Consider the following 24,590-nt stretch of genomic DNA (forward strand, 5'->3'; position numbering starts at 1 on the left):
CATCAGGCGGGCGTGGGGGGCTCCCAGCCGTCGTTTGCGATCAGCGCGGCGATCCGCGCCGCGTCATAGTCAGAGAGAATCCGCGCCAGCTCCGCTTCGGCGGCGCTCGTGTCGTCGCCCGGCCGCTCGCCCATCGCCACCTTGCGCCATTCCGCCAGATAGGCGTCGCTGTCACGCGCGCCGATCTTCATGGCGCAGCGGTCGATGGCTTGTTCGAACCGCTCGGGCAGGGGCTTTTTCACGCCGCGGCGTCCCTTCCCGGCAATGATCTGTGCCGGAATGTCGCGCCAGAAAACGATGGTGATCTCGGCCATTTTGATTCCCTCTGCCTCACAGATACGCGCAGAAACGACGCGCCCGATGACGGATTTCGACATGTTGAGCGGGGCTTGCGACCTCGCTGCATCTGGATAGCGGCACGGCGCGTGCAACGCCACCGCCCGGGATCGGAAAAACATGCATCAAGATTGTGAGTCGCGCTCATCCGGGCGGTGGGTTTGCCCCCGGCGGGAGTATTTCGGCCAAGAAGAAAACGGCCCTTCTTCTTGGTTGAAATACTCCGGGGTGAATGGGCCAAAGGCCCAGAGGGGCAGCGCCCCTGATCCGGTTTCATAGGATCGTCACCTTTGTGCCGCGTGCCGCCTTGAACCGGCGCCCCGGGCGCGCTACTTTGGGGATAACTTGACATCGGAGGGCGTGAAGATGGCGCCCAAGCGTCCCCGGTCTGCGGGCGCGTTCCCGAAAACGGTAGAGCGGCCCGCGACCCAACCCGCCGAGAAGGGTGAGCTTTATGCTGCGCTCGATCTTGGCACCAACAGTTGCCGGATGCTGATTGCCCGACCGAAGGGCAATCAGTTTCAGGTCGTCGACAGCTTTTCCAAGGCTGTCCAGCTGGGGCAGGGGCTCGAAGCCTCTGGCCGGTTGTCGCGCAGTTCCATGGCGCGCACGGTGCAGGCCTTGCAGATCTGCCGCCGCAAGATCGAACATCACGGCGTGAAACGGATGCGTCTGGTTGCGACCGAGGCCTGCCGCCGGGCTGGCAATGCCCGCGATTTCATCCGCTTCGTGCGCCGCGAAACCGGCCTGCCGCTCGACATCATCGCCCCCGAGGAAGAGGCGCGGCTGGCGGTGATTTCCTGCGCTTCGCTTGTCAGCCCGCGCACCGAACAGCTGCTGGTGGTCGACATCGGCGGCGGCTCGACCGAACTGGTCTGGATCGACATTTCCAAGGTGCCGCCCGCGGATCGGGCGCGCGCGATCATGCGGCTGTCGGGCGGCTTTCACCAGCCCGAGGGCGCCGAGCCTTCGGCGCGCGTGGTCGACTGGATCTCGGTGCCCCTGGGCGTGGCGACGCTGAAAGACCAGTTCGCCGATGTCGAGGACGATGCCGCGCGCTTTGCGCTGATGAGCTGGTTCTTCGAGGAAAAGCTTGCCGATTTCTCGCCCTACAGCGCGGGCAGCCCGCAGGAGGGGTTCCAGATCATCGGCACCTCGGGCACGGTGACCACGGTTGCCGCTTGCCATCTGGGGCTGAAACGCTATGACCGCACGCGGGTCGACGGGCTGACGATGACATCGGGCCAGATCGACGCGGTGATCCGCAGCTTCCTGCAGCTGGGCCCCGAGGGGCGCCGCTCGGACCCGCGGATCGGGCGCGACCGGCACACGCTGATCATGTCGGGCGCGGCGATCTTGCAGGCGCTGATGCGGGTTTGGCCGACCGACAAGATGAGCGTGGCCGACCGCGGGCTGCGCGAGGGGCTGCTCTATGCGCAGATGGTTGCGGATGGCGTGCTCGAGGAAATGGGCCCGATTTGAGGAGAGTTCTGATGACCAAGACGCCGACGGGCAAGAATACTTCGGGGCGCGGCCAGCGGGATCTGCGGGTGCGGGTGAAAACCGCCAAGGGCCGCAAGCTCAGCTCGACGCTGTGGCTCGAACGCCAGCTGAACGATCCCTATGTGCAGCGGGCCAAGAAAGAGGGCTATCGCGGTCGCGCGGCCTTCAAGATCATGGAACTGGATGACAAGTATCGCTTCCTCGTGCCCGGCGCGCGGGTGGTGGATCTGGGCTGTGCGCCCGGCGGCTGGTGCCAGGTCGCGGTCAAGCGCGTCAATGCCCTGGCCGAGAAATCGGGCAAGAAGGTCGGCACCGTTCTGGGCGTCGATCTGCAAGAGGTCAGCCCGATCACCGGCGCCGAGATCCACCAGCTCGATTTTCTGGAAGAGGGCGCGGATGACAAGGTCAAGGCCTGGCTCGGCGGTCCGGCGGATGTGGTGATGTCGGATATGGCCGCGGCCTCGTCCGGGCATCAGGGCACCGACCATTTGCGCATCATCGCGCTGTGCGAGGCGGCCGCCTATTTCGCCTTCGACGTGCTGGAAGAAGGCGGCACCTTCGTCGCCAAGGTGCTGGCGGGTGGGGCCGAGATCGAGTTGCAGACCATCCTGAAAAAGAACTTCACCAAGGTCGCCAATGTGAAGCCGCCGGCCTCGCGTGCCGACAGTTCGGAAAAATTCGTGGTGGCGCAGGGCTTCCGCGGCAAGCGGCACGAAGGTGCATCGCACGTCGGGGAAGATGACGCGGACGATCGCGACTGATCTTGCGGGGCGGCCGCGCATCATGGGGGTGATGCCGCCCGCTTGACGCAAAGGTTAGTTGCAGATCGTGCCAATCCCCTTATCCTTGGGTCTCTGACGCTTCGGAAAGAGGGGAGGCTTTTCGCCATGACGTCGTTGACGCGTACTCCGGCGCGCAATCATGCCGAGATCGTCCAGTCGGTGGTCGCGTCCTCCAGTGCGCTGGGGCGGGCCGGGTTCGCCGCAAGCTGGCGTCGCTCGCTGATCCATCACAAGATCGACCCGGGCACGCCGCAGCCCAGCGAACGGCTGTCCGAGTCCGAGATGCGCGCCCGGCGCGAGGCGTCCGGCCTGCTGGTGCAGATCGCGACCCCGGTGCTGGACCGGTTGGCGCGGGCGGCCTGCGATGCGGGTTGCACGGTGCTTTTGTCGGACGCATCGGGGCTGGTGCTGGATGAACGCGTGCGCGCAGGCGATGCGCGCGACTTCCACGCCTCGGATCTGGCGCCGGGCACCAACTGGTCCGAGGGGGCGCAAGGCACCAATGGCATCGGCACCTGTCTGGCCGAAGGCCGCCCCGTCGTGGTCTGGCGCGATCAGCATTTCCGCGCGACGAACACCGGGCTGACCTGCATGGGCGCGCCGGTCTTCGGTGCGACGGGCGAACTGGCCGGGGTGATCGACGTGTCCTCGGCGCGGGGCGACATGACCGAAGGCTATGCCCGGCTGGTCGCGCTGACGGTGCAGGACGCGGCGCAGCGGATCGAGGCGGATCTGTTCCGCGCCAGCTATGACGGCGCGCGGATTCTGTCCACCGGGGCGGGGGAAAGCGCGCCGCAGGGTGTGATGTTGCTGGCGCTGGACCGCGACGATCTGGTGATCGGGGCCACCCGCGCCGCGCGCCGCCATCTGGGGATCGAGGATGCCCAGATCGGGCGGCTGCCGGCCAACGACCTGCTGGAACTGGGGCTGCGCGGCGGGCTGGAAGAGGCGCAGCGCGCCGAAATGGCGCGCGCGCTGGCACGCTCTGGCGGTAATGTCTCGGCTGCGGCGCGCGATCTGGGGATCGGACGCGCGACCTTCTACCGCAAGGCCAAGGCGCTTGGGCTCGAAGTCTGAGCCACGATCCGGCGGCAGGCGCGTGGCGGGCCGCCCGAGGGGGCGCCGCCCCCTCTTTGCCTGTGGCAAATTCACCCCCGAGGTATTTCGGCCAAGCTGAAACGGAAGCAGCTTTCACTTTGGCTCAAATATCCCGGGGGAGGCCGCAGGCCGGGGGCAGCGCCCCCTTTCCGGTCGATGCTGCGGCTGCACCTGTCTCGGGGCTGAGACAGGTAAGCTATCCGCCCTGCGCAGCCCGGCTATGCGATTCGCGCCATGCCGTGCAGCTTGGTCCCATGCCGAGCCCGCGACGGGCCCGGGTTCATGGGAGGAAGAACACATGGCCAATGATATGGCATCCGACTTCAAGGGCGTGATGGTTTCGCCGTTCAAGGCACGCTACGACAACTTCATCGGTGGCAAATTCGTGCCCCCGGTCAGCGGCCAGTATTTCGACAACATCACCCCGATCACCGGCGAGAAAGTCTGTGAAGTGGCCCGTTCGGGCGCCGCCGATATCGAACTGGCGCTGGATGCGGCGCATGCGGCCAAAGACGGCTGGGGCACCACCTCGGCCGCCGCACGCTCGAACGTGCTGCTTGCGATCGCCGACCGGCTGGAGGCGAACCTCGATCTGCTGGCTGCCGCCGAAACCTGGGACAATGGCAAGCCGATCCGCGAAACGACGGCTGCGGATATTCCGCTGTCGGTCGATCACTTCCGGTATTTCGCAGGGGTTCTGCGCAGCCAGGAAGGTTCGATGTCGGAAATCGACGCCGACACCGTGGCCTATCATTATCACGAGCCGCTGGGCGTCGTCGGCCAGATCATCCCGTGGAACTTCTCGATCCTGATGGCGGCGTGGAAACTGGCGCCGGCGCTGGCGGCGGGCAACTGCATCGTGATGAAACCGGCCGAGCAGACCCCGGCCGCGATCATGGTTCTGGCCGAACTGATCGCCGATCTGCTGCCCGCGGGCGTGCTGAACATCGTCAACGGCTATGGCGCCGAAGTGGGGGCGCCGCTGGCGCGCAGCCCGCGCATCGCCAAGATCGCCTTCACCGGCTCGACCGCGACGGGGCGCAAGATCATGCAGGCCGCGACCGAGAACCTGATCCCGGTCACGCTGGAACTGGGCGGCAAGTCGCCCAACATCTTCTTCTCGGATGTGATGGCCAAGGACGACGCCTTCCTCGACAAGGCGGTCGAGGGCTTCGTTCTGTTCGCCTTCAACCAGGGCGAGGTCTGCACCTGCCCGTCGCGCGCGCTGGTGCAAGAGGACATCTATGAAGAGTTCATCGCCCGCTGCATCGAACGGGTGAAGGCCATCAAGCAGGGTGATCCGCGTCTGATGGAAACCATGGTCGGCGCCCAGGCGAGCCAGGAGCAGCAAACCAAGATCATGTCCTACCTGCAGATCGGCCGCGAAGAGGGCGCCGAGGTTCTGGTCGGCGGCGATGCGGCGCGCTTCAACGGCGAGCTGGCCAACGGCTTCTACATCCAGCCGACGATCCTGAAGGGCCACAACAAGATGCGCGTCTTCCAGGAGGAAATCTTCGGCCCGGTCGTCTCGGTCACGACCTTCAAGGACGAGGAAGAGGCGCTGCATATCGCCAATGACACGATGTATGGCTTGGGCGCCGGTGTGTGGTCGCGCGACATCAACACCTGCTACCGCTTTGGCCGTCATATCCAAGCCGGTCGTGTCTGGGTCAACAACTACCACGCCTATCCGGCGCATGCGGCCTTCGGTGGCTACAAGCAGTCGGGCATCGGCCGCGAGACCCATAAGATGATGCTCGACCACTATCAGCAGACCAAGAACATGCTGGTCAGCTACAACCCCAACAAACTCGGGTTCTTCTGATCCCTCCCCTTCAACGATCAGAAAATCCGGCCGTCCCCGAAAGGGGGCGGCCGACATGGTTTTGCACGGACAGACGCGCGGGCAGAGGCCCGCGTTACAGGGTGACGCGGAAGCGGGCGAACCCGTCGGGCCCGTCGCCTGCCGCCTCGATCGCGACGCCGCGGCTGCGGATGTCGTCCAGATAGTCGGCAGCCTTGGCCCCGGTGTCGAACAGGACCGTGGCCCCCGCCGCAGGTGCAAGCCGCCAGTTGCCATCGGCCGAGGGGGCAATCGTGCCTTGCTCGACGATATAGCGCACGATCACGTCGCGGTTGGTGTCGGGCGCCTGCAGGATCACGGTGCTGCCATCCGCCCCGGGAAAGTGCCCGCCACCCGAGGCCCGGTAGTTGTTGGTGGCGACGATGAATTCCTGCGCGTCGTCAATCGGTTGTCCGCCGAAGCTCAGGTTGATGATGCGGTGGGCTTCGGGCGCCACGACCTTGCCGTCATTGTCGTAGCGCGCGGGCTGGGTCACGTCGATCTGATAGGTGACCCCGTCGATCGTATCGAAATTGTAGGACGGGAAATCGGGGTTCAGCAGAACCTGATCGGCGCCGCCCGGGGTGATCTGGTTGAACATCCCGGCCGAGCGTTCCAGCCATTCGCGCACCTCGGCGCCGGTGATGCGCACCGCCTGCAGGGTGTTGGGGTACAGATACAGATCGGCGACATTCTTGATCGCCATCGGGCCTGCGGGCACATCGGTGTAATACTCGGGCCCGCCGCGCCCGCCCGCCTTGAAGGGCGCCGCCGCCGACAGGACCGGCAGGCCCTCATGCGCGGTGCCCCGCAGCAGCTGCGCGACATACCAGCTTTGCGCAAGGCTGACGATCTGCACCGAGGGGTCATCGGCCAGCAGCGCGAAATAGGAATAAAGCGGGGCCGAGGTCTTGCCCACCTCGGCGCGCACATAGCTGAGCGTGGCCAGATGCGCCTCGGCGGTGGCGGTGATCGCGGGGGTGTAATCGCCCACCAGCGCGGTGACCTTGCGATCCTCGCCGCGGGTATAGATCGGCCGGACCGTGCTTTGCGAGGCAGCCAGTTGCCAGCTGTCACCCACGCGGTCCAGCATCAGGTCGATCACCCCCAGATGCGAGCCCCAGAACCCCGCCATCACCGCGGGCTTGCCCATGATCTGCCCGGTTTCGGCATCGAAGCCTTCGCCCTCGTAATCCGTCGAGGGCCAGACCTTGTGCTGATGACCCGAAATCACCGCGTCGATGCCCTCGATCGCGGCCAGGTGGTAGGCGGCGTTTTCCATGCCCTCAGTTTCGGCGCTGGCATCCAGCCCGGTATGCGCCAGCGCGACCACCAGGTCGACGCCTTCCTCGCGCAGTTGCGGCACCCAGGCACGGGCGGCCTGCAGGATGTCGCGGGCGAACAGGTTACCCTCCAGATGCGCGCGGTCCCATTGCAGGATCTGCGGCGGCACGAAGCCGATCACGCCCAGCTTCAGCGGGTGCTTGACGCCCGCGCCATCGGCCAGATCGGTTTCGATGATCAGATAGGGGCGGACGAACAGCTCGTCCTCGCGCGGGCTGGCGCCCAGCTTGCGCGCGACGTTGGCGCAGACGATGGGGAAATTCGCGCCTGCGTTTACTTTTTCCAGAAAGTCGATGCCGTAGTTGAATTCATGGTTGCCCAGCGTGCCCGCGGAATAGCTGAGCGTGTTCATCCCGGCGATGACCGGGTGAATGTCGCCCGCGGCCATGCCCTTGGAATAGGCGATGTAATCGCCCATCGGGTTGCCCTGCAGGTAATCGCCATTGTCGAACAGCAGCGCGTTGGTCGCCTCGGCCCGGATTTCCTCGATGATCGAGGCGGTGCGCGCCAGACCCATCGTGTCGGCGGGCTTGTCGGCGTAATAGTCATAGGGCTGCACATGGCAGTGCAGATCGGTGGTGGCCAGCAGCCGCAGATGCGCCTGTCCGGCCTGCGCGCGCGCCGAGAACGGGTGCAGCATCACCAGCCCCCCAAGCGCAGTGCCCGAAATCAGAAAGGAACGACGGGAAAATTCGGTCATGACAGCCCCCAGAAACACGATCCATCCTTTATCGGATGGTCAAATGACAGGACCATGACGCCCCGGATCGGGGGTCTTGGCAAGTCTTTCCTGCAGGGGGTGGCGGGGCTGGCGGCATTTTGCCCGCCGCGGACTAGCCCGCGCGGCGGAATTGGGTGGGTGTCTTGCCGGTTTTCGCGTGGAATGCGCGGGTGAAATAGGCCGGACTGGCAAATCCCAAGGCATCGGCGATCTGCTTGACCGGCACGCGGGTGTCGGCCAGCAGGCGGCGCGCCTCGAACATCTTGCGGTCCTGCAGCAGATCATGCGCGGCGCGCCCGCAGGTCTCGCGGCACGAGCGGGTCAGATGGGTCGAGGTCACGCCCAGTTCGGCAGCGAAATCCGACACGCCGTGACCCGAGCGGAAATCGCGCTCCAGCAGCGCGGAATAGCGCGCGACCAGCCGTTTTGCGGCCGAGGGGCGGGGGGCATCCGCAGTGGCAGGGGCGATCTGCCGTTCCAGCCAGACACCCAGCAGCCCCAGATGGTGACGGGCCGCCCGGTCGGCGCCGGGGCGGGTGCTGTCAAGCTCGCGCTGCACCGCCTCGATGATGCCGGACAGTTCGGCCTGCGGGCCGGCCTCGCGAATGCGCAGGTGCTGCGGCGTCTCGGGCAGGGTGACATCGCTGTCCCGGCCGAAGAAGATCGCCTGACCATGGGTTTGCGGCCCGACCTCGAACCCGTGCATGACACCCGCGGGGATGAACACCGCGTTATGCGGACCGTAGCCGCGGGTCTCGCCGCCCATGGTGATGCGGCCCTGACCGCGGGTGAACCACAGCAGGCAGGGTTCGGACAGCGCGCGCATCGCCTCGACCCGCCAACGCCCGCCCTGCGCCAGCCGGGCGATCGGCACGATGCGCAGGTTCGAGGGCGTCTCGGGCAGCAGCGCCGCGCGGGGCGCGGGGGCTGTTTCGGTCCGGGGCCGGGCGAATTGCGACAACGGCGGGGCAGTGAAAAGTTTCACGGCGGAACTCTCTTTTGGGGGTCTGACGATCCATCGGGGTGCGCCCGGGGTCAGGGTGTTTGCGTGAAGAATAGGCGCGAACCCCTTTATTTCCAACAGGAATATTGATTTTCGGCGTGGTGTTGCCGAGGCTTTGTTAGGGCCGCATGATCTTGTGCCAGTCCCGCATCCGGCTACGAAACCATGTGCGCTGGCGCTTGGCATATTGCCGCGAGGCAGCCTGCGCCAGCGTCCGGGCGGTGGCCAGGTCGACCTCGCCGTGCAGATGCGCCACCAGTTCGGGCGCCCCGATCGCCTTGGCCCAGAGCGCCCCCGATTCCCAGATCGGCAGCACCGCGCGCACCTCGTCCAGCGCGCCTTCCGCCAGCATCAGATCGAAGCGCCGGTCGATCCGCTCGGCCAGCCAGTCGCGGTCGGCCTCGATCACCAGGGCGGTGCAGGCGCTCAGCGGTAAGGCGGGGGGCGGCGTATCGTCCTGCCAGGCGGCCAGCCCGCGCCCGGTGGCGGCCTGCACCTCCCAGGCGCGCTGGACCCGGGCGGGATTGAGCGGGTCGATCCGGGCGGCGGTGGCGGGGTCCAGTTCCGCCAGCAGCGCTGCGGCACCTTCGGCGGCCAGACGCCGGTCGGCGAGGGCGCGCACCTGCACCGGGGTCGCGGGGATCTCGGCCAGACCTTCGGTCAGCGCGCTGAGGTAGAGCCCGGTGCCCCCGACGATGATTGGGCGCGGCCCGCCCGCCGCATGATCAGCCAGCACCGGCGCCAGATCGCGCAGCCAATGGCCCACGGAATAGTCCTGACCGGGCGATTTGTGGCCGTAAAGCAGGTGCGGGGCGGCGGCTTCGTCGGCCAGGGACGGGCGTGCCGACAGCACCCGCCAGCAGTCCCAGACCTGCAACGCATCGGCATTGACCACCACACCGCCCTGTACCTGCGCGATCTGCAGGGCCAGCGCGGATTTGCCGCTGGCCGTCGGGCCGGCGATCACCACCGGTTTTTTCGGATCAATTTGCGCAGAAATTTCCAATATTTAGGCCCCTCGTAGCCGCCTGCCGCAGGATATTTGACCAAACCGGGCCGGGTGGGGAATTCCCGAGGTTGAACCCGCGCCGCATTTGGGACATTTTGCGCGGCAATGACAACCACAGATTGGGACCCCGAGATGTCTGCACAAGCCGAGCCGAGTATCAAATACAAACGCGTTCTGCTGAAAATCTCGGGCGAGGCGCTGATGGGCGATCAGGGCTATGGCCTGCACCCGCCGACCGTTGCCCGCATCGCGCGCGAGGTCAAGTCGGTGCATGACATGGGCGTCGAGATTTGCATGGTGATCGGCGGCGGCAACATCTTCCGCGGGCTGGCGGGGTCTGCACAGGGCATGGAACGCACCACCGCCGATTACATGGGGATGCTGGCCACGGTGATGAACGCGCTTGGCATGCAGGCCGCGCTGGAGGCCGAAGGCATCCACACCCGCGTGATCTCGGCCATACCGATGGATCAGGTCTGCGAGCCCTACATCCGCCGCCGCGCCGTGCGCCACCTGGAGAAAAAGCGGGTCTGCATTTTCGCCGCGGGCACCGGCAACCCCTATTTCACGACCGACACCGCCGCCACGCTGCGCGCCAATGAAATGAGCTGCGAGGCGATCTTCAAGGGCACCAAGGTCGACGGCGTCTATGACAAGGACCCCAAGAAATTCGCCGATGCCAAGCGCTATGACACGGTCAGCTATGACGAGGTTCTGCAAAAGAACCTGGGCGTGATGGATGCCTCGGCGATTGCGCTGGCGCGCGACAACAACCTGCCGATCATCGTGTTCTCGCTGGATGAACCGGGCGGGTTCCGCGGCATCCTGGCCGGGCAGGGTACCTACACCCGCGTTCAGGGCTGAGCCTATCTTTCGGGCCCAAGCTGCGCTAGAGAAGGCCCAGACCGCATAACAAGACGGAAAAGACGACCATGTCCGACGATATCGAAATCGACATTGACGACCTCGAGCGCCGTATGGAAGGCGCGATGACGGCGCTGAAACACGAATTCGCCTCGCTGCGCACCGGGCGCGCCTCGGCCTCGATGGTCGAGCCGATCATGGTGGATGCCTACGGTTCGCTGACGCCGATCAACCAGGTCGGCACCGTGAACGTGCCCGAACCGCGGATGGTGACCATCAACGTCTGGGACAAAGGGCTGATCAACAAGGTCGAAAAGGCGATCCGGGAATCGGGTCTGGGTATCAACCCGCAGACCAACGGCCCGATCATCATGCTGCCGATCCCCGAACTGAACGAGGAACGCCGCAAGGAACTGACCAAGGTCGCCGCGCAATATGCCGAACACGCCCGCGTGGCAGTGCGCAACGTGCGCCGCGACGGCATGGACCAGATCAAGAAGGCCAAGGCCAACGGCATGTCCGAGGATGACGCGAAATTCTGGGAAAGCGCGGTCGAGGATCTGACCAAGAAACACATCGCAGTGGTCGACAAGGCGCTGGAAGGCAAGCAAGCCGAAATCATGCAGGTCTGAGCCTGCCTTCCGCGAAAGGCGCCCCGATGGCGAAAAGCGAATCCGAGCAAGCCAACCCCGGTGCGGCTCCGGCTGCGACCGGGGGTGATTATGGTGTGCGCGCCGTGGCCATCATCATGGATGGCAATGGCCGCTGGGCCACCAATCGCGGCTGGCCGCGGCTGGCCGGGCATCGCCGCGGGGCCGAGCGGGTGAAGGAAATCGTGCGTGCCGCCCCGGATCTGGGCGTAAAACACCTGACGGTCTATGCGTTCTCCACCGAAAACTGGAAACGCTCGACCGAAGAGGTGCTGGGTCTGATGGGGATTTTCGCGCGCTACATCGAGAAAGAGGCCGACGCGCTGTCGGCCGAAGGCGTGCGCCTGCGGTTCATTGGTGAACGCGGGCGGCTGGATGGCCGCCTGGCGCGGCTGATGTCGGGGATCGAGGAGCGCACCGCCGCCAATACCCGGCTGACGCTGACCGTGGCGATCAATTACGGCGGCCGTAACGAGCTGGCGCGTGCGGCGGCGACGCTGGCGCGGGATTTCGCTGCCGGGCGCATCGCCGAGGCCGATCTGACCGAAGACGCGCTGGAGGCGCGCCTGGATACCGCAGGCATGCCCGACCCCGATCTGGTGATCCGCACCTCGGGCGAAACCCGCACCTCGAATTTCCTGCCCTGGCAGGCGGCCTATGCCGAATATGAATTCACGCCCACGCTCTGGCCCGATTTCACGCCCGAGGAGCTAGCGCAAATTCTGGCGCGTTTTGCCGGGCGCGAACGGCGGTTCGGCGGGGTCAAGCCATGACCACATCCCAGACACCCCCGGCCAAATCCGCCGCGCCGCGCTGGTCCGATCTGCGCGACCGGGTTCTGTCGGGGCTGGCAATGCTGGCCGTGGGCGTGGGGGCGGTCTGGTGGGGCGGGCTGTTCTTTGCCGAGATCGCGGTGCTGGTGACGGGCTTGATGGTCTGGGAACTGGCCGCGATGACCGCGCCCGAACGACCGCGCGAGGCGCGGGTGATGGGCCTGATGGCCGCCGCGGTGCTGGTGGCGGTGCTCTGGGTGCATTCGCCCTTCATGCTGCCCGTTCTGGCGCTGCCGTCGGTGATCGGCGTGCTGCGCCCGCGACGCGATCGCGGGATCTTTGCGGGGTATGCGCTGGCGGTGATGCTGACGGGCTATGGCATGGTGGCGCTGCGTCTGGGCTTGGGTTTTGCGGCCATCGCCTGGATCGTGGCGATCGTGGTCGTCTCGGATGTGGCGGGCTATTTTGCCGGACGCACATTGGGCGGGCCGAAATTCTGGCCGCGGATCAGCCCGAAAAAGACCTGGTCGGGCACCGTGGCGGGCTGGATCGGCGCGGCGCTGGTCGGGCTGATCGGGGTGGCGCTTGGCGGCGACTGGGCGCTGGTGTGGCTGTCGCCGCTGCTGGCCTTCGCAGGCCAGATGGGCGACATCGCGGAAAGCTGGATCAAGCGGCGCGCGGGCGTCAAGGACAGCTCGCATCTGATCCCGGGCCATGGCGGCGTGATGGATCGCTTCGACGCCTTCGTGGGCGCGGTGCTGATGCTGCTGGCGGTCGCGCAGATCATGCCGCTGCCGCTGGGCGGGGGCTGAGACATGCGCAGAATTTCGGTATTCGGTGCCACCGGCTCGATCGGGGAAAGCACGTTCGACCTGTTGATGCGGCAAGGCGGGGCCGAGGCCTTCGATATTGTCGCGCTGTCGGGTGGGGCCAATGTCGCGCGGCTGGCCGAACAGGCGATCGCGCTGCGCGCCGATCTGGCGGTGACCGCCTATGACGCCTGCCTGCCCGCATTGCGCGAGGCCTTGGCGGGAACCGGGATCGAGGCGGCCGCTGGCCCGCAGGCCCTGATCGAGGCGGCGGAACGCCCGGCCGACTGGGTGATGAGCGCGATCGTCGGCGCGGCCGGGCTGGCACCGGGGTTCCGCGCGCTGGCGCAGGGCGCGACGCTGGCGCTGGCCAACAAGGAATCGCTGGTCACCGCCGGGCCGCTTCTGCTGGCCGAAGCCGCGCGGCACGGCGCCCGCATCCTGCCGGTGGACAGTGAACATTCCGCGGTGTTCCAGGCGCTGGTGGGCGAGGATATGGCCGCGGTCGAGCGGATCATCATTACCGCCTCGGGCGGCGCCTTCCGCAACTGGCCGCTGGAAAAACTGGCCCACGCGACCGTGGCCGAGGCGTCGAGCCATCCGAACTGGGCGATGGGGCAGCGGATCACCATCGACAGCGCGTCGATGTTCAATAAGGCTCTGGAAGTCATTGAAACCAAGGAATACTTCCGCGTCGACCCCGACATGATCGAGGTTCTGGTGCATCCGGAATCGCTGGTTCATGCCCTGGTGGGGTTCAATGATGGCGCGCTGATGGCGCATCTGGGTGCGCCCGACATGCGCCACGCCATCGGCTATGCGCTGAACTGGCCCGCGCGGCGCGCGCTGCCGGTCAAGCGGCTCGATCTGGCGGAAATCGGCAGTCTGACCTTCCGCGCGCCCGACCTGACCCGCTTTCCGGCGCTGCGTCTGGCGCGCGAGGTGATGGCGATCGGCGGCACGGCGGGGGCGGCCTTCAACGCCGCGAAAGAGGCAGCACTTGATGCCTTCATCGCCGGCAAGATCGGCTTTCTGGACATGGCGCGGCTGGTTGAAACCGTCCTCGCGCAGATGTCATCGCGCCAAGGGCTTGGAAATGCCGCGGTATCTTTGGATAACGTGATGCTCACCGATGCCGAGGCCCGCGCCCTCGCGTTTGAACATATCTCGACCGGAAGGATCTGAGCCTTGGAGTTTCTGTCCACCATTGGCCACGGCCTGTATACCGCCGGCATGTTCGTGATCGCGCTGTCGATCATCGTCACGGTGCATGAATACGGCCATTACATCGTGGGCCGCTGGTCCGGGATCAAGGCCGAGGTGTTCAGCCTGGGCTTCGGCCCGAAACTGTTCAGCCGGGTGGACAAGCGCGGCACGCGCTGGCAGCTGGCGGCGATCCCGCTGGGCGGCTACGTCAAGTTTCTGGGTGACGCGAATGCGGCCTCGGCGGGCGAGGATGCCGACACCATGCGCGAGCTGAGCGCCGAGGAACGCCGCCATACCATGCACGGCGCGCCGCTCTGGGCGCGCGCGGCCACGGTTGCGGCGGGGCCGGTGTTCAACTTCATCCTGTCGATCGCGGTGATCGCGGGGCTTCTGCTGTGGTCGGGCACCGCGACGGACGAACCCACCGTCGGCGCGCTGAGCGATCTGCCCGGTGGCCATGCCGAATTGCAGGTGGGCGACCGTATCCTGGCGGTGAACGGGCAGGAGACCCCGGATTTCGCCGCGCTGAGCGCGATCATCGACACGCTGCCCTCGCAGCCCACCTTACCCTATCGCGTTCTGCGCGATGGCGCCGAGGTCGAGATCACCGGCCCGCAGCTGTATCCCCCGCGGCTGAGCGGTGTGATCGCGCAATCGGCGGCCTATGCGGCCGGGCTGAAGGAAGGCGATGTCATCACCGCCATCGACGGGCAACCGATCTGGCGCTTTGCCGATCTGCAGGTGGCGGTGACCGCCTCGCAGGGGGCGCCGCTGGCGCTGGCGCTGTGGCGCGCGGACGGGGGCGCGTTCGAGCGCACGCTGGAACCCAAAAGCACCGATATTCCCGCCGCCGATGGCGGGTTCGAGACCCGCTGGATGATCGGCGCGACCGGCACCTTCGTGTTCGAACCGGAAACCCGGGCCACCACTCTCCCCGAGGCCCTTGGCGGCGCCGTGCGTCAGACCTGGGGCATCATCGCGCAATCGGTCTCGGGGCTGGTGCATATGGTGGCGGGCGATATTTCCAGCTGCAACCTGCGCGGCGCGATCGGCATTGCGCAGGGCTCTGCCGCGGCGGCGCAATCGGGGATGCCCGATTTCATCTGGTTCATCGCGGTGCTGTCCACGGCGGTTGGCTTCCTGAACCTGTTCCCGATCCCGGTGCTGGACGGCGGGCATCTGATGTTCCACGTCTGGGAAGCGGTGGCGGGCAAGCCGCCGTCGGACAAGGTGATGAACGTGCTGACGGCGATCGGCATCGCGCTGGTGCTGACGATGATGCTGTTCGGCCTGTCAAACGACATCTTCTGCCCGTAAGACGGCTGCGGCATTTTGCACGTTATGGTTGAATTCTGGCACTGCGCCGCAATTTGGCCATATTCCCGGTCTATCCCGAACCTGCAATTTCGCAGCCGCAGCCAAGGAGGGCCTTGCGATGCAATTGGTGTTGACCGAAGGAGTCCGCGGGCTGTCGATGATCGTTGATCTGGCGCTTGACCGGATCATCGTGCCGCTGGCGGTCGTCGTGGCATTGCTGGGCGCCTGTATCATCGGCATCCAGCTGGCCGAGATGCTGGGTCCGGCGCATCTGCCTTATCAACTCTGATCCTGCCGCCCCGTCAGCAAAAGCCAGCGGGCAGGGGGCATATTTTTTGCGCGGCCGCTGGCTGTGCCGGGGGGCGCGGGAATTTCCTGCGCCCTGCGCTTTTGACAAGCCGGGGCTTTCCCGGTAGTCACTTTGGAAACACTAGGGATGCCATCTGGCGGGGTGAGGGCGATGACGAATTGGCTGCAACGGGCAGGCGGGCTTTCCACAGTTCGCGGGGCGCTCAAGTCCACTGCAATTTTCCTTGCGATGGCAACGGTTTGGGTGGCCGAACCGACGATGGCGCAGGCGCAGACCTACAGCTTCAGTAATCTGGTGATCGAGGGGAATGAGCGGATCGAGCCGCAAACCATCATCACCTACGCAGGAATCGGTCGTGGTAAGCCGGTGTCGTCGGGGGCGCTGAACGATGCCTATCAGCGGTTGCAGGGCTCGGGTCTGTTCGAAAGCGTCGAACTGGTGCCGCAGGGCGGCACGCTGGTGATCCGGGTGCAGGAATATCCCACGATCAACGTCGTCAACTTCGAAGGCAACAAGAAGCTGAAGGACGAGGATCTGGCCAAGATGGTCAAGACCCAGTCGCGCAAGATCTATTCTCCCGCCACGGTCGAGGCCGACGCCGCGCTGATTACCGAAGCCTATGCCAATGTCGGTCGACTGGCCGCCCGCGTCGATCCCAAGGTGATCCGCCGTGACGGCAACCGCGTCGACGTGGCCTTCGAGATCAAGGAAGGCAAGGTGACCGAGGTCGAGCGGATCTCGTTCACCGGCAACCGCCATTATTCGGACCGCCGCCTGCGCAACGTGCTGCAGACCAAACAGGCGGGCCTGCTGCGCCAGATCATCCAGCGCGACACCTTCGTCGGCGATCGGGTCGAGTTCGACCGTCAGCTGCTGACCGATTTCTACCGGGCGCGCGGCTATGTCGATGTGCAGGTCACCGGCGTGTCCTCGGAAATGGCGCGGGAACGCGATGCGTTCTTTATGACCTTCAACATCCGCGAAGGGCAGCAGTTCCGGTTCGGCAAGATCACCACCACCTCGGAAATCCCGGATCTGGACGCCGTCGAGTTTCAGAAGCTGACCAAGATCCGTTCGGGTGTGGTCTATTCGCCCAATGCGGTCGACTTGGCGATCACCCGGATGGAAGAGGTGGCATTGCGCAAGGGCGCGCAATTCGTCCGCGTCGAACCGCGCGTGACCCGCAACGAACGCGACCTGACGCTGGATGTGGAATTCGCGCTGGTGCGCGGGCCGCGTGTCTTTGTCGAACGCATCGACATCGAGGGCAACACCACCACGCTCGACAAGGTCGTGCGCCGCGAATTCCGCACGGTCGAAGGCGACCCCTTCAACCCGCGTGAAATCCGCAACTCGGCCGAACGTATCCGCGCGCTTGGTTTCTTCTCGAACGCCGAGGTGAACTCGCGCCAGGGCACCGCGTCCGATCAGGTGGTGGTCGATGTGAACGTCGAGGAACAGCCGACCGGCTCGTTCGGGATCGGCGCCAGCTACGGTCAGGATGCGGGCTTCGGTCTGACGCTGGACCTGCAGGAACGCAACTTCCTGGGCCGTGGCCAGTATGTCGGTCTGTCGGTGTCGACCACGGCCGACAACCAGCAGAACTCGCTGACCTTCATCGAGCCCTATCTTTTCGGGCGCGACCTGAAGGGCAAATTCAACATCTGGTACACGACGTCCGAATATGACAGCGCGGATTATTCGACGAAATCCTATGGCATCTCGCCGGCGATCGAATTCCCCGTGTCGGAAAACGGGCGGCTGGAAATGCGCTACAGCTATTCCAGCAAGGAACTGTATGATGTCGACACGAACTCTTCGCCGATCCTGATCGCCGAAGAGGGCAAGCGCAACAGCTCGGCGTTTGGCTACACCTACACCTATGACACGCGCACCACCGGGATTGACCCGCGTTGGGGCATGACCCTGCGCTTCGGGCAGGATGTGGCGGGCTTCGGCGGCGATGTCGAGGCGATCACCACCACCGCGCTGGCCCGGGTCGAGCGCAAGATCCTGAACGAGGAAGTCACCCTGCGCGCCGAGCTGGAAGGCGGGGCGATCCACGCCCGCGGCGATACCAAGCTGACGGTTCTGGATCGCTTCTCCGGCAACGGCAAGATCCGCGGCTTCGAGACCAACGGCTATGGCCCGCGCGACACCACCGCGGTCAACGAAGACGCGCTTGGCGGCAAGTATTTTGCCGCGCTGCGTCTGGAATCGGAATTCCCGCTGGGCACGCCCGAGGAATACGGCATCCATGGCGGCGCCTTCCTGGACGTGGGCTCGGTCTGGGGGCTGGACGATACCGCCGGTTTCGCGGGCACCGTGGATGATGCGCTGCACTGGCGTTCGTCGATCGGTCTGTCGCTGTTCTGGACCACGCCGATCGGTCCGCTGCGCTTCAACTTCGCGCATGCGCTCAAGAAAGAGGAATACGACCTTGATCGGGTCTTCGATCTGACCATTTCGACCAAGTTCTGAGGTCGCAGATGCGGATCGTGCGCAGACCGGGGCAGGGCGGGGCATGGGCCGCGCGCGGGCTCCGGTCTGTCGTTTTTCTGCTGGGGCTTGCGCTGTTTGGCGGCGCGGCCCTGCCGGGTGCCGCGCAGGACACCGCCGCCGAGGCCGCCGCACAAAGCCAGATACTGACGCTGGATTGGGAGCGGCTTTATGACGGCTCGCTCTGGGGTCAGCGGGTGCGTCGCGAAATCGCCGCGGCCTCGCAGGCGCTGACCACCGAAAACAACCGTATTGCCGACGATCTGATCGCCGAAGAACGCAGCCTGACCGAACGCCGCGCGACGATGGCGCCGCAGGCCTTCCGGGCCGAAGCCGAGGCCTTCGATCAGCGCGCAACCGGCATTCGCGCGGCACAAAAGGCCAAGGCGCAGGCCCTGAACCGGCGGCTGGAGGACGAACGCCAGGCCTTCATCGCGCAGGTCGTGCCGTTGCTCGATCAGATCCTGGTGCAGAACCATGCCGCCGTCGTGCTGGACAGCCGGGTCATCATCCGCGGGCTGGCGCAGATCGACGTGACCGAAGCGCTGATAGCGCTGGTGAATGACGAATTGGGCGAGGGCAGCGCGATCTCCGACCCCGCCGAGGATGGTGCCGACGCGCCCGATGCGCCGCAGACCGGCGCGCCCGCCGCGGCCCCCACCGAGGCCCCGGCCCCCGGCCAATAAGAACGGGCGCCACCCCCGTTCTTGCCAAGCCCGCCTGCGGTTGTTAGCAAGATCGGGACAGGGCGGCCGGGCCAGCCCACAAGACAAGGAACTCCGATGACCGAACCCGCCCCCTATACCTCTGCCGATCTGAGCCTGATCAAACGCATCATCCCGCATCGCTATCCGTTCCTGTTCATCGACAAGGTGCGCGACATCGTGCCTTTCGAAAGCGCCGTGGGCATCAAGAACGTCACCTGCAACGAGCCGCATTTCCAGGGCCATTTCCCGAATGAGCCGATCATGCCGGGCGTGACGATCATCGAGGCGATGGCGCAGACTTCGGCGGTCGTGGTGGGGATTTCGCTCAACGTGATCGACCGCCCGCTTGGCACCTATTTCATGGGCATCGACGCGTGCAAGTTCCGCCGCATGGTGGTGCCGGGCGACGTGCTGGAGATGCACGTCAAGGTGAAGCGCGGCGGCGGCAAGATCTGGAAATTCGAAGGCCAGGCCTTTGTCGAGGGCCAACTGGCCGCGCAGGCGGAATTCACCGCGATGATGGACCTCAAGGGGTAAGCGATGAGCATTGATCCAAGCGCCGAGATTCACCCCTCGGCGGTGATCGAAGCCGGCGCGGTGATCGGGCCGGGCTGCAAGATCGGGCCGTTCTGCCTGATCGGTCCCGAGGTCACGCTCGGCGCCGGGGTCGAACTGAAATCCCATGTCGTCGTCACCGGCTGGACCGAGATCGGCGACGAAACGGTGGTGTTTCCCTTCGCCTCGCTGGGGCAGATCCCGCAGGACCTGAAGTTCAAGGGCGAACGCACCCGCCTGATCGTGGGCAAGCGCAACCGCATCCGCGAAAACGTGACGATGAGCACGGGCACCGAAGGCGGCGGCGGGCTGACGCAGGTCGGCGATGACGGGTTGTTCATGGCCAATTGCCACGTCGCCCATGATGCCCAGATCGGCAACCGGGTCATTCTGGTCAATTCGGTCGCGATCGCGGGGCATTGCGTGCTGGAAGATGACGTGATTGTCGGCGGGCTGTCGGGCGTGCATCAATGGGTGCGCATCGGCCATGGCGCGATTGTTGGCGCCTTGTCGATGGTGACCGCCGATGTGATCCCGCATGCGCTGGTCGCGGGGCCGCGCGCCGGGCTGGAGGGGCTGAACCTCGTTGGGCTGAAACGGCGCGGCGTTGCGCGCGAGGAAATCGGCGCGCTACGCGAGATGTTCACCGCGCTTGCCGCCGGGAATTTCCGCGAACAGGCGCGCAAGCTGTCCGAAGAGGCCCCCGAAAGCGCGCATGTACGCGAGGTGCTGGATTTCATCCTCGGTCCCTCGGACCGCAGCTTCCTGACCCCGCGATGAGCACCGCGCTGATTGCAGGCACCGGCGCCTTGCCCGCGCTGCTGGCCGCGGCCCGTCCCGGCATGCTGATCTGTGAAATGGAGGGGTTTGCCGCTGCCGTTCCGGGCGCCGAGCCGCTGCGGTTTCGCGTCGAACGGCTGGTGCCGTTTCTGGATGCGCTGGTCGAGCGGGGCGTGACGCAGGTCTGTTTCGCCGGTGCGATGCGCCGCCCGCGGCTGGAGCCGGAACTGTTCGACGCGCGCACCGCCGCGCTGGTGCCGCGGCTGATCGGCGCGATGCAGGCGGGCGACGACGCGACGCTGCGCGCAGTGATAGAGCTGTTCGAGGAATGGGGCCTTGGCGTGGTCGGCGCGGATGACATCGCCCCCGATCTGGTGCCCGGGCCCGGTGTGCTGACCGGCACGCCCGGCCCCGCCGATGCCGAAGACGCCGCGCGTGCGGCGGCCATTGTCGCGGCCCTGGGCGGTGTCGATGTAGGGCAGGGCGCGGTGGTGGCGCAGGGCCTGTGTCTGGCGGTCGAGGCGCTGCCCGGCACCGATGCGATGCTGGATTTTGCGGCCCTGCATCAGGGGCTCAAACCCGATCCGACCGGCGCGCGCGGGGTGTTCTACAAGGCGCCGAAACCCGATCAGGACCGCCGCATCGACCTGCCCGCGATCGGCCCGCAGACGGTGGCGCGCGCCGCCGCCGCAGGGCTTGCCGGGATCGTCTGGCAGGCGGGGGGCGTGCTGTTGCTGGACCGCGCCGCCACGCAGGCCGCCGCCGAAGCCGCGGGCCTGTTTCTGTGGGCGCGCGAGCCATGAAGCTGTTCGTGATCGCGGGCGAGGCCTCGGGCGACAAGCTGGGCGCGGCGCTGATGGCGGGGCTGAAAAGCCTGGTGCCCGGGGTCGCGTTTCATGGGGTTGGCGGGCCGCTGATGGCGGCCGAGGGGCTGACCAGCCGCTTCCCGATGGAGGAGCTGTCGGTGATGGGGCTGGCCGAGGTTCTGCCGAAATACCGCCAGCTGAAGCGCCGCATTGCCGAAACCGCCGCCGCCGTCACCGAACTGGCGCCCGATGCGCTGATCACCATCGACAGCCCGGATTTTTGCCTGCGGGTAGCGCGTGCGGCGCGCGCGGCGCGCCCCGATCTGCGCACGATCCATTACGTCGCGCCCTCGGTCTGGGCCTGGCGGCCCGGTCGTGCGGCCAAGATGGCGCAGGTGATCGACCATGTGCTCGCGCTCTTGCCGTTCGAGCCGCCCTATATGCAGGCGGCGGGGATGAGCTGCGATTTCGTCGGCCACCCGGTCGTGGCCGAACCCCATGCCGGCGCGGCCGAGGCGGCGGCGTTCCGCGAAACCTACATGATCGGCCCCGATCAGCCGCTGGTGTTGTGCCTGCCCGGGTCGCGCCGGGGCGAGGTGAAACGGCTGGGCCCGCGTTTCGACGAGGCGCTGATGCGCCTGCGCGACCGCGAGCCGGGGCTGCGCGTGGTGCTGCCCACGGTGCAGGGCGTGGCACCGATGGTGCGCGAGATGTCGGCCCGCTGGCCGGTCGCGCCGATCGTGGTCGAGGATCTGGCCGACAAGCGCGCGGCCTTTGCCGCCGCCGATCTGGCGCTGGCGGCCAGCGGCACGGTCAGCCTGGAACTGGCGGCCAGCCGCACGCCGATGGTGATTGCCTATGACGCGGCCTTCGTGACCTGGCACCTGATTTCGCGGATGCTGCGGGTCGATACCGTGACGCTGGTCAATCTGGTGTCCGAGCGCCGCGCGATCCCGGAATTTCTGGGCCCGAACTGCCGCCCCGGGCCGATTGCTGCGGCGCTCTCGGCGCTGTTGGAAAACGACGCGCTGCGCGCGGCGCAGTTCGAGGCGATGGAGCTGACGATGCAGCGCCTGGGAGAGGGCGGCGAAGACCCGGGCCTGCGCGCCGCACGCTCGGTTCTGGGCGCCTTGGGGCGTTAAAGCGCGGCCAGCGTGACGCCCGCCCCCAGCAAGGCGGCGCGCAGCGCGCGCGCCATCGCCAGCGCCTCTGGCGTGTCGCCATGCAGGCACACCGTGTCGATCCGCGCCGGGATGCGGTGGCCGGAGCCCGCGATGATCGCGCCTGCGCGCAGCATCTCCAATATCCGCGCGGCGGCCGCGTGCGGGTCGTGCAGCACCGCCCCGGGTAGTGCGCGGTCGACCAGCGTTGCGTCGTCGTTATAGGCGCGGTCGGCGAAGATCTCGCCCGCCCAAGCCCCGCCGATCTCGTGCGCCGCCTGTTCCTGCGCGGTCGCCGCCAGCACCATCAGCACCAGATCGGGCACCACCGCCCGCGCCGCACGATAGCATGCGCGCGCCAGATCGGCATCTTCCGAGGCCATGTTCGCCAGCGCCCCGTGCAGTTTGAAATGACGCAGCCGCAGGCCTTGCGCCCGCGCCACCGCCTGCGCGGCGCCGGTCTGATAGGCGATCAGCGCAGTCAGATCGTCGGCGCCCAGATGCTGCCGGGTGCGGCCGAAATTGGCGCGGTCGTCAAAACCCGGATGCGCGCCGATGCCCACGCCCGCGCGCGCCGCAGCGGCCATCGTCTGCGCCATCAGCACCGGCCCGCCCGCATGCAGCCCGCAACAGATATTGGCCGAGGTGATGACCTGCATCAGCGCCGCGTCATCGCCGCAGCCCTCGCCCAGATCGGCATTCAGATCGAGTTTCACGGGCTGTCCTCCTCGTGTTCGTCGCCGCGCACCGCGCCGCTGATCAGCTGATAGCCCAGCAGATCGGGGATGTCATGCGGGCTGCGGATCAGCGGTTGGGCCTGCGCGCGCAGCGGCGCGATCCAGCGGCTTTCGGGGGGCGAGGCCGTCTCGGCCACCTCCAGCGTGACGGGGGCGAAGCGCAAGACGGTGCCCGGCGCGGCCTGTGCCACGATGCCCAGATCGGCGGGGATCACCGTGCCGATCCGGGGATAGCCGCCGACCGTCTGGCATTCGCACAGCAACACCATCGGCACCCCGGCGCCGGTCATCTGAATGTCGCCGGGCACGATCAGATCGGACACAAGGTTCGGCGGAGCATCGGCGGCAAAGGGCGCGTCGGGGGGCGGCAGCGCCAGTCCCTGACGGTTGCCGCGCCCGGCGGTGAAGGGCGTGGCGAAGAACCGCGCGCGAGTGTCGGGGGGGAACAGCGCGGTCTGCGGCCCTGCGATCACCCGCACCGTGCCACCCTGAAACCGCGCGGGCGCGGGCAGGGCCAGCGGCGGCGCGCCCGGGGTGGTATCCGGGCCGAGCGGCAGGCAGTCGCCGGCGGCCAGACGCGCACCGATCCCGGCGGCCAGATGGGCCGAGCGCGCGCCCAGAATTTCCGGCGTGGCGATCCCGCCCGCAAAGCTCAGGTAGCCATAGCTGCCCGCCTCGACGGCGCCGATGTCCAGAACGGCCCCGGACGGCAGCAGATGCGCGGCATGCCAGCGCAGCGGCGCGCCATCGAGCGTCGCGCGCATCGGTGCGCCGGTCAGGGCGATGCGCGTGGGCGCGCCGACCCGGAACCGCCCGCCGTATCCCGCCAGCTCCAGACAGGCCAGCGGCGCGGGCTGCCCCAGCAGGGCCGCGGCCTCGAAAAGCGCCCGGCGATCGGCCGCGCCCCCTGTCGACAGGCCCGTCGCCAGATGCCCGGGGCGGCCCAGATCCTGCACGCTGACGCCGGGGCCCGTGGCCAGCAGATCCAGCACCGGCGTCATGGCGCAGACTCCAGCCGGGCGCCGCCCATCGGATCGCCCGCGCGCAACAGCGCCTCCATCTCGGCCCCGGGGACCGGCACGAAGCGCAACGCATCGCCCGCAGCCAGCGGCAGCGGCACCGCGCCCTGCGGCTGAAACGGGCGAAACGCGGTTTGCGCCAGCCAGCGCCAGCCGGTGGGCGAGGCATTGGCGAACAGCACAAGTTGCCGGATCGCGGTAACGATGGCGCCGGCCGGAACCTGCGGGGTCAGGGCGGTCTGGCGTGGCAGATCCCAGGCGTCGGGCAGCAGCCCCAGATAGGGCTGGCCGGGCGCGAAGCCGATGGCCAGCACCTGCAGCGGCGTGGCGCAGATCTCGTCGCGCAGCGCGGCTTCGGGGCGGCCCAGTATCCGGGCCAGTTCGGCAAGTTGCGGGCCGTGTGCGCCCCCGAACGCCGCCGGGATCTGCCACAGGCGCTGCGGGGCGCGGGCCTGCGGCGGGGCGGGCCGCGCCAGCCGGTTGCGCAGGGCGGCCAGGATCGCGGCGCGGCTGGTGGTGCCCCGGTCGAACCGTACCGCGACGGATACCAGCGCCGAGGCGACCTCGGTCTGGCCGGGCAGGGGATCGGCGGTCAGACCCGCAGCCAGATCCAGCGCGGCGCGGTTCGCGGCGGGTCCGAAGCGCTGCGCAAAGCGCACCAGCACCCCGTCAAGCCCAAGCGGGCACAGCTCGGGCGCTTCGGGGGGCGGCGGGGCAGGAAGGTCGGGCGGGCTCATGGCGCCATCAAAGCCGCAAACG

Annotated in this window: 24 protein-coding genes; 17 read left to right on the forward strand and 7 right to left on the reverse strand. The window is 67.1% G+C overall.

Annotation, left to right across the window (positions count from 1 at the left end):
• Nucleotides 1-2: 2 nt before the first annotated feature.
• The gene (locus P2G62_RS14860; RefSeq protein WP_275735693.1) at nt 3-314 is read right to left on the reverse strand and encodes a virulence factor; all 312 of its coding nucleotides are present in this window, start codon (nt 312-314) and stop codon (nt 3-5) included.
• Between the two features lie 388 nt (nt 315-702).
• Between P2G62_RS14860 and P2G62_RS14865 the strand changes: the two genes are divergently transcribed.
• From P2G62_RS14865 to adh, 4 genes are all read left to right on the forward strand, one after another.
• On the forward strand, nt 703-1,818 hold the full coding sequence (locus P2G62_RS14865; protein WP_275735694.1) for a Ppx/GppA phosphatase family protein: 1,116 nt from the start codon (nt 703-705) through the stop codon (nt 1,816-1,818).
• 11 nt (nt 1,819-1,829) lie between these two features.
• Nucleotides 1,830-2,600, forward strand: coding sequence for an RlmE family RNA methyltransferase (locus tag P2G62_RS14870; protein ID WP_275735695.1), 771 nt, complete (start codon nt 1,830-1,832; stop codon nt 2,598-2,600).
• Nucleotides 2,601-2,726: 126 nt separating this feature from the next.
• Nucleotides 2,727-3,698: a GAF domain-containing protein gene (locus P2G62_RS14875; protein ID WP_275735696.1), complete on the forward strand. Its 972-nt coding sequence runs from the start codon at nt 2,727-2,729 to the stop codon at nt 3,696-3,698.
• Nucleotides 3,699-4,017: 319 nt separating this feature from the next.
• Nucleotides 4,018-5,544, forward strand: coding sequence for an aldehyde dehydrogenase (gene adh, locus P2G62_RS14880; protein ID WP_275735697.1), 1,527 nt, complete (start codon nt 4,018-4,020; stop codon nt 5,542-5,544).
• Between the two features lie 94 nt (nt 5,545-5,638).
• On the opposite strand, the gene P2G62_RS14885 is transcribed toward adh, so the two are convergent.
• The 3 genes from P2G62_RS14885 to miaA all read right to left on the reverse strand — a co-directional run bounded on the left by P2G62_RS14885 (nt 5,639) and on the right by miaA (nt 9,636).
• Nucleotides 5,639-7,606 carry a bifunctional 2',3'-cyclic-nucleotide 2'-phosphodiesterase/3'-nucleotidase gene (locus tag P2G62_RS14885; RefSeq protein ID WP_275735698.1) on the reverse strand — a complete coding sequence of 656 codons (1,968 nt, stop codon included), beginning with the start codon at nt 7,604-7,606 and terminating at the stop codon, nt 5,639-5,641.
• A 133-nt stretch (nt 7,607-7,739) separates the two neighbouring features.
• The gene (locus P2G62_RS14890) at nt 7,740-8,612 is read right to left on the reverse strand and encodes an AraC family transcriptional regulator (RefSeq protein WP_275735699.1); all 873 of its coding nucleotides are present in this window, start codon (nt 8,610-8,612) and stop codon (nt 7,740-7,742) included.
• 136 nt (nt 8,613-8,748) lie between these two features.
• Nucleotides 8,749-9,636 (reverse strand): tRNA (adenosine(37)-N6)-dimethylallyltransferase MiaA, encoded by an 888-nt coding sequence (gene miaA, locus P2G62_RS14895; RefSeq protein ID WP_275735700.1) that lies wholly within the window; start codon nt 9,634-9,636, stop codon nt 8,749-8,751.
• 135 nt (nt 9,637-9,771) lie between these two features.
• Here miaA and pyrH point away from each other — a divergent pair, with 135 nt between their 5' ends.
• The 13 genes from pyrH (at nt 9,772) to lpxB (ending at nt 22,057) form a co-directional block, all read left to right on the forward strand.
• Entirely contained in the window at nt 9,772-10,503 is a 732-nt protein-coding gene (gene pyrH / locus P2G62_RS14900; RefSeq protein ID WP_275735701.1) for a UMP kinase, read from the forward strand.
• Between the two features lie 68 nt (nt 10,504-10,571).
• On the forward strand, nt 10,572-11,135 hold the full coding sequence (gene frr / locus P2G62_RS14905; RefSeq protein WP_275735702.1) for a ribosome recycling factor: 564 nt from the start codon (nt 10,572-10,574) through the stop codon (nt 11,133-11,135).
• Between the two features lie 26 nt (nt 11,136-11,161).
• Nucleotides 11,162-11,926, forward strand: a complete 765-nt coding sequence (uppS, locus tag P2G62_RS14910; RefSeq protein WP_275735703.1) for a polyprenyl diphosphate synthase — start codon at nt 11,162-11,164, stop codon at nt 11,924-11,926.
• On the forward strand, nt 11,923-12,738 hold the full coding sequence (locus P2G62_RS14915) for a phosphatidate cytidylyltransferase (RefSeq protein ID WP_275735704.1): 816 nt from the start codon (nt 11,923-11,925) through the stop codon (nt 12,736-12,738). Before uppS ends, P2G62_RS14915 begins: the two co-directional genes overlap by 4 nt.
• A gap of 3 nt (nt 12,739-12,741) precedes the next feature.
• Nucleotides 12,742-13,920: a 1-deoxy-D-xylulose-5-phosphate reductoisomerase gene (dxr, locus tag P2G62_RS14920; protein WP_275735705.1), complete on the forward strand. Its 1,179-nt coding sequence runs from the start codon at nt 12,742-12,744 to the stop codon at nt 13,918-13,920.
• A gap of 48 nt (nt 13,921-13,968) precedes the next feature.
• Nucleotides 13,969-15,258, forward strand: coding sequence for an RIP metalloprotease RseP (gene rseP, locus P2G62_RS14925; protein ID WP_275735728.1), 1,290 nt, complete (start codon nt 13,969-13,971; stop codon nt 15,256-15,258).
• A 118-nt stretch (nt 15,259-15,376) separates the two neighbouring features.
• Nucleotides 15,377-15,547: a hypothetical protein gene (locus P2G62_RS14930; RefSeq protein WP_275735706.1), complete on the forward strand. Its 171-nt coding sequence runs from the start codon at nt 15,377-15,379 to the stop codon at nt 15,545-15,547.
• 171 nt (nt 15,548-15,718) lie between these two features.
• Entirely contained in the window at nt 15,719-18,049 is a 2,331-nt protein-coding gene (gene bamA, locus P2G62_RS14935; RefSeq protein ID WP_275735707.1) for an outer membrane protein assembly factor BamA, read from the forward strand.
• An 8-nt stretch (nt 18,050-18,057) separates the two neighbouring features.
• Entirely contained in the window at nt 18,058-18,753 is a 696-nt protein-coding gene (locus P2G62_RS14940; RefSeq protein ID WP_275735708.1) for an OmpH family outer membrane protein, read from the forward strand.
• A 96-nt stretch (nt 18,754-18,849) separates the two neighbouring features.
• On the forward strand, nt 18,850-19,311 hold the full coding sequence (gene fabZ / locus P2G62_RS14945) for a 3-hydroxyacyl-ACP dehydratase FabZ (protein WP_275735709.1): 462 nt from the start codon (nt 18,850-18,852) through the stop codon (nt 19,309-19,311).
• Nucleotides 19,312-19,314: 3 nt separating this feature from the next.
• Nucleotides 19,315-20,109 carry an acyl-ACP--UDP-N-acetylglucosamine O-acyltransferase gene (gene lpxA, locus P2G62_RS14950; RefSeq protein WP_275735710.1) on the forward strand — a complete coding sequence of 265 codons (795 nt, stop codon included), beginning with the start codon at nt 19,315-19,317 and terminating at the stop codon, nt 20,107-20,109.
• On the forward strand, nt 20,106-20,912 hold the full coding sequence (lpxI, locus tag P2G62_RS14955; RefSeq protein WP_275735711.1) for a UDP-2,3-diacylglucosamine diphosphatase LpxI: 807 nt from the start codon (nt 20,106-20,108) through the stop codon (nt 20,910-20,912). The genes lpxA and lpxI overlap by 4 nt, the downstream gene beginning before the upstream one ends.
• Nucleotides 20,909-22,057 (forward strand): lipid-A-disaccharide synthase, encoded by a 1,149-nt coding sequence (lpxB, locus tag P2G62_RS14960; protein WP_275735712.1) that lies wholly within the window; start codon nt 20,909-20,911, stop codon nt 22,055-22,057. The genes lpxI and lpxB overlap by 4 nt, the downstream gene beginning before the upstream one ends.
• Here the strand turns inward: lpxB and P2G62_RS14965 are convergent.
• From P2G62_RS14965 to P2G62_RS14975, 3 genes are read right to left on the reverse strand one after another with little or no spacing between them, the layout of a single operon-like run.
• Nucleotides 22,054-22,791 (reverse strand): 5-oxoprolinase subunit PxpA, encoded by a 738-nt coding sequence (locus tag P2G62_RS14965; protein ID WP_275735713.1) that lies wholly within the window; start codon nt 22,789-22,791, stop codon nt 22,054-22,056. The genes lpxB and P2G62_RS14965 overlap by 4 nt on opposite strands.
• Complete coding sequence (locus P2G62_RS14970) at nt 22,788-23,813, reverse strand: biotin-dependent carboxyltransferase family protein (protein ID WP_275735714.1); 1,026 nt, start codon at nt 23,811-23,813, stop codon at nt 22,788-22,790. Before P2G62_RS14970 ends, P2G62_RS14965 begins: the two co-directional genes overlap by 4 nt.
• On the reverse strand, nt 23,810-24,568 hold the full coding sequence (locus P2G62_RS14975; RefSeq protein ID WP_275735715.1) for a carboxyltransferase domain-containing protein: 759 nt from the start codon (nt 24,566-24,568) through the stop codon (nt 23,810-23,812). The genes P2G62_RS14970 and P2G62_RS14975 overlap by 4 nt, the downstream gene beginning before the upstream one ends.
• Nucleotides 24,569-24,590: the final 22 nt, after the last annotated feature.

It is taken from the genome of Paenirhodobacter sp. CAU 1674, from assembly GCF_029222945.1.
In the GTDB taxonomy this organism is placed as follows: domain Bacteria; phylum Pseudomonadota; class Alphaproteobacteria; order Rhodobacterales; family Rhodobacteraceae; genus Rhodobacter.